This is a genomic window from Streptomyces sp. YS-3 (assembly GCF_045257485.1).
Lineage (GTDB): Bacteria > Actinomycetota > Actinomycetes > Streptomycetales > Streptomycetaceae > Streptomyces.
Map to the genome: position 1 here is coordinate 1 of NZ_JBJHPC010000572.1, position 4,550 is coordinate 4,550.

Here is a 4,550-nt window from a genome sequence, read left to right on the forward strand (position 1 = left end):
CCGCTTGCCCCGGTCGTCCCTCCGCCGCTCCGGCCACGGACCGTGTGTATCGCATGGGGCTATATGGAGACTTGCCTGCGGGGGGGATCGACCGGTGCCGGGGCCGTGGCCGGAGCGGCGGAGGGACGACCGGGGCAAGCGGGGCGGGCGTACCGTGGTTGCGAGGCGCTTCCCTCTTCCGACAGGCAGGGCCCCTTGGCCGCCCCGACACCGAGGAAGTCCCGTTGCCCGCACGGCACGACATCGACAGTGAACGCGAACTCTGGGACTCCTTCGCGGAGAGCACCAAAGACAAGGTCTTCCGATCTGATCCCGTATTCCGCTGGACGCAGTATGAGGGGCACGGCCCCGGCCCTGAGCTGCTCGGGGAGCCGGCGAGCGCGCTGGAAATCGGGTGCGGCACGGGGCTTGCGCTCGCCTGTCTCGCACAGAAGGGCGTGACGGCGACAGGAGTGGACCTCTCGCCCGTCATGGTCGCGAACATCACCGAAAGATGGGGCTCCTCGGGTGCGCGGTTCGTCTGCGCCGAAGTACTGGACCACCTGAGCAGCACGACGGAGACGTACGACGCCATCTATTCGATCTTCGGGGCTGCCTGGTTCACCGATCCAGCCAAACTGCTTCCCTTGATCGTGAAGCGGTTGAATCCGGGCGGTGTACTGGCTTTCTCGCACCCTCCGGCCATCCCGGGCGCCTACGGACCGCAGGGCATGTACAAGGGAGGCTTCGCCGGCAGGGCCACGTACGCCTACCGGTACAGCTATACCCCCCGGAAGTGGGAAGGCCTCCTCCGGCGGGCGGGCTTCCAGGAGGCGAACGTACGGGTGCTCGACGCCCCTGAGCACGACCACATCGGGACGTTGATCGCTCGCGCGGTGGTGGGCCGAACCAGCGCATCCGACGGCGACGGTCATCGAACCTGAGCCTTCCAGGTGGCCGGGAACCGCCCCACAAGGGCCCAGCGAACGACGGACAACCTTGACGCTCGGATGCCGCCGCAACCAAGCTCGTGCAAGTTGGCGTAAGCCACTCGGCAGCGGAGGCAGCGATGGCACTGCGGTTCATCGGGATTGATCCCGACACGGGGCAGCAGGGTTCCCCCACCGTATGGGTGGACGAGGCGAAAGGGGAGCTGGTGCTTCAAGGCTGGAAGCCGGACCGGGAGTTAGAGGCGGAGTGCGCCGCGTTCGAGGTTCCCGGCCATGCGCCGGGCATGCCGCCGCACGAAGCAGTGATCCGGATTCCGGCCCGCATGGTGCCGGTGCTGAGGAAGGCGTGCGATGTCGCAGAGGGAACCGAGCTTTAACGAGCTGCTGGCGGCGTCCCGGTCCTCGGCCGTTCATCTGGAGATGCGCGACTCGTACGGGGTGGGCGACGAGGCCGAGGACTTCGAGAAGTGGCAGCGCACAGGTGAACGCGACGTGGACCCTGCCTCTGCCTACTGGGCGCCTTGGGTTGACTTGATTCGCGGCACCGTGGCCCGGGGAGTCGTCGTCCGGCGAGCCCGTGTGGTGTCGGAGCCGGTCACGGAGTACATCCGGTACGAGCACGCCGGCACCGTGGTGAACCTCCATGCCGGGGAACAGGTGCGCTGGCTTCCCCGCCGTCAGGCATCCGACATCGCTCTTCCCGGGAACGACTGTTGGGTGTTCGACGGGAAGATCGTGCTCTTCAACCACTTCACCGGGGAGGGGAACTGGTCCGAGCCCGGCTGGGAGGTGCGGTCCGAACCGGCTGTTGCGGCACTGGCCTCCGCAGCCTTCGAGACGGTGTGGGAGCGCGGTATCCCACACGAGAAGTACTCGGTCTGACCTGACGAATCACGAAGAGCCAACTCATGTCTGCATCCGCGTCGTCCAGCGCCCAGGCCGCCCGTGAAGCCATCGCCTCCCGTCTCGGGGGTCTTCGCAGAGAGGCCGAGCTGACCGGGCATGAGCTGGCTCTTCGCTGTGGCTGGAGTCCGGCCAAGTCGTCACGCATCGAACGGGCTAGGACACCCGCGTCCGACGCCGACATCCGCGCCTGGTGCAGGGCGTGCGGAGCCGAGGGTCAGGTGGAGGACCTGATCGCGGCGAACCGGCAAGCCGACCAGATGTACGTGCACTGGCAGAAGCTCCACCGGCACGGCATGCGCCGAGCACAGGAGGAAGTCGTTCCCCTGTATGAGCAAACGCGCCACTTCCGCGTGTACTGCTCGAACGTCGTCCCTGGGATACTTCAAACCGAGGCATACGCTGCCGCCTTGCTCTCTACCATCGCAGGCTTTCAAGGAACCCCGGACGATTCGGAGACGGCCGCCGCTTCCCGGGTCGAGCGCTCGCGCGTTCTCCACGAGGGTGACCACCGGTTCGCTCTGCTCCTGGAAGAAGCGGTGCTCCGCTACCGGATCGGTGACGAGACCACCATGGCCGGCCAGCTCGGGTATCTCCTGGCAGTCATGGCCTTGCCGAACGTGAGTCTTGGAGTCATCCCTCTCACGGCTCAGCGCCGCGTTTGGCCGCTGGAGGCCTTCTACCTGTTCGACAGCCGCCAAGCGAGCGTCGAGTTGCTCACGGCCGCCGTGAACGTGACCGCCCCCAGCGAGGTTGCCACCTACGCGAAGGCGTTTTCAGAGCTGTCCAAGATCGCGGTACACGGCACAGCTGCTCGTGCCCTGATCTCAGAGGCGATTACCTCTCTCGGTTAGTTCATGTGCAAGCTGGTGCAAGAACGTAGCTGCGTGGATTCGCCACTTCCTAGGGTCCTTCCATCGACTTCGGAAGCGACCAGGAGGGCGCCATGGCGGGCATCGCGCACACGGCGGAACAGTTCTGGGAGTACGTGACCTATGAACGCCGCCGGGGAATCGGTGCTCGGCGTGCTCGCGAGCCATCAAGCCCCTGGAGCCGGTCCGTCGGCGTACCAACGAGCGCGCCTCGACCTCCCCGGTGGTCATCTACCGGCACGCGGACGTGTGCCCCAGTCAGGGCGTCATCGCGTGATGGACATGCAGACCTGGCGTGAGGGTTGGGGGCGCGCCACAGATGCGGCCGAATCGATCCGGGCAGCTGTCGCAGCGCTCGACCTTCCCGAGTCCGCTTGGAGCAGTGTCCGGCCCACGATCACGAGGACCGCGAGACCGTTCGTGGAACTGGGGACGCTCCGCGCGGACGTGGCCGAACGGATTGCCGAGGCTCTTCGAGGAGTGACGACTTCCGTCCGCTGAGGGCGGGGGACGGCCGCCTGCCGGCCGTCAGGCAGATCAGGAAGGGCACAACGATGACCGACCTGTATGGGCTCCCCATCGAGGAAGCCAAGTTCAACAAGGCGTGCGGCGGCAATACGCATCCGGACGGCGAGGCTTGCGTGACGCTCGCCAAGATCGGCTCGGACGGATGGGCCATGGGTGACAGCAAGCGGCCGGGCGCGGAGCCGCTGCGGTTCACCACGGCCGAGCTGGAAGCGGCCGGCATCGACCCCGCGCGGTTCGACCTCTCCGCGTAGCACCCCCCAAGACGGCCGCGCCCACACGCCGCCGGGCGGGGCCGTCGCCTTTCCAGAAACGGAGCCGGTATTGCACATCCATGGATACGCCTGGCTGGGTGAGAAACAGGTCTTCGACCAGGAGAGCATCAGGCGGCCCCCGCCGAGTCAGGCACCGACCGCGCATAGTCCGCTGGACGTGATCGACCGGCACCGGCAGGCCTCCGCCGAGTTCCCCACCACGGACGTGCCGCCGCTTCAGACGGCGCACTGGTTGGTCAAACCGGCTTCCATGGTCCGGGGCACCTGGGAGGAGCCGAAGGAGGCCGGGGAATGGCTCGGGCTCCAACTGACCGAGTTCGCCCCCCGCTTCGCGTCGGAGGGGGGACGGGAAGTGACCCGCCTGCGGCTGCTTGTGAAGGCGGCCGTGGAACGGCTTACCTGGGGAGGAGACGTGTCACTGGGGCACTACCTGAAAGGGACCGTGTTCCACTCGGTTGCGCTGGTGTCCTGCTCCCCGAACCTGTCCAGCCCCGAACTGTCCTGCCCGCTTGAGTAGGGGTTCGCGGCGGAGCCCCCAGGCGGGGTGCTGGGGGCGCAGCCTCCGCAAGGGCCGCGGCCCGAAGCCCGGGTCCGGGGCTCGGCGAACGGCCGGCAGCACCCGCCGGACACCATGGCCCAGTACGGGCACAGCAGGAAGAACGGATCCCCGGAAGCTCGTCGCCTCCGGAGCCGACAGGCTCGGCCTGTCACCCTCGGTCTGCCCGGCGGTTCACCGGGGCGTTGGCCACGCGGCCGGTCACACCACGGCCCACCACAAACGCAGAGAACCCCAGATCAACTGGGGTTCTCGCTGGTGTCCGAGGGGGGACTTGAACCCCCACGCCCGATAAAGGGCACTAGCACCTCAAGCTAGCGCGTCTGCCATTCCGCCACCCGGACAAGGTGTCTTTCGCGCGGGCTCGTGCCCCGCGGCGACAGAGATAACTCTACCAGGGGTTCGAGGTGGTGTTCACCCGCATATTGCGTGGTCAGGCGAGCGGCGGGCCTTCGCTTGGGTGGGGTCGCGGGGTGGTCCGGGCCGTGGT

General features: G+C 67.4%; 6 protein-coding genes and 1 tRNA gene. 6 read left to right on the forward strand and 1 reads right to left on the reverse strand.

Annotation, left to right across the window (positions count from 1 at the left end):
- Positions 1-224: 224 nt before the first annotated feature.
- The 6 genes from ACJA3G_RS30930 (at position 225) to ACJA3G_RS30955 (ending at position 4,021) form a co-directional block, all read left to right on the forward strand.
- The gene (locus ACJA3G_RS30930; protein ID WP_406556346.1) at positions 225-923 is read left to right on the forward strand and encodes a class I SAM-dependent methyltransferase; all 699 of its coding nucleotides are present in this window, start codon (positions 225-227) and stop codon (positions 921-923) included.
- A gap of 125 nt (positions 924-1,048) precedes the next feature.
- Positions 1,049-1,306 carry a hypothetical protein gene (locus ACJA3G_RS30935; protein ID WP_406556347.1) on the forward strand — a complete coding sequence of 86 codons (258 nt, stop codon included), beginning with the start codon at positions 1,049-1,051 and terminating at the stop codon, positions 1,304-1,306.
- A complete protein-coding gene (locus tag ACJA3G_RS30940) occupies positions 1,281-1,811 on the forward strand; it encodes a DUF6879 family protein (RefSeq protein ID WP_406556348.1) in 531 nt (176 codons plus the stop codon). The genes ACJA3G_RS30935 and ACJA3G_RS30940 overlap by 26 nt, the downstream gene beginning before the upstream one ends.
- Positions 1,812-1,837: 26 nt before the next feature.
- Positions 1,838-2,686: a helix-turn-helix domain-containing protein gene (locus tag ACJA3G_RS30945; RefSeq protein ID WP_406556349.1), complete on the forward strand. Its 849-nt coding sequence runs from the start codon at positions 1,838-1,840 to the stop codon at positions 2,684-2,686.
- Positions 2,687-3,258: 572 nt separating this feature from the next.
- Positions 3,259-3,483, forward strand: a complete 225-nt coding sequence (locus ACJA3G_RS30950; protein ID WP_406556350.1) for a DUF397 domain-containing protein — start codon at positions 3,259-3,261, stop codon at positions 3,481-3,483.
- A gap of 70 nt (positions 3,484-3,553) precedes the next feature.
- A complete protein-coding gene (locus ACJA3G_RS30955) occupies positions 3,554-4,021 on the forward strand; it encodes a hypothetical protein (RefSeq protein ID WP_406556351.1) in 468 nt (155 codons plus the stop codon).
- Between the two features lie 295 nt (positions 4,022-4,316).
- On the opposite strand, the gene ACJA3G_RS30960 is transcribed toward ACJA3G_RS30955, so the two are convergent.
- Positions 4,317-4,404 (reverse strand) — tRNA-Leu (locus ACJA3G_RS30960).
- Between the last annotated feature and the right edge of the window lie 146 nt (positions 4,405-4,550).

Coding starts and splice junctions, on each gene's coding strand:
- ACJA3G_RS30950 (WP_406556350.1), top strand. CDS start 3,259: ATGACCGACCTGTATGGGCTCCCCATCGAGGAAGCCAAGTTCAACAAG.
- ACJA3G_RS30945 (WP_406556349.1), top strand. CDS start 1,838: ATGTCTGCATCCGCGTCGTCCAGCGCCCAGGCCGCCCGTGAAGCCATC.
- ACJA3G_RS30940 (WP_406556348.1), top strand. CDS start 1,281: ATGTCGCAGAGGGAACCGAGCTTTAACGAGCTGCTGGCGGCGTCCCGG.
- ACJA3G_RS30935 (WP_406556347.1), top strand. CDS start 1,049: ATGGCACTGCGGTTCATCGGGATTGATCCCGACACGGGGCAGCAGGGT.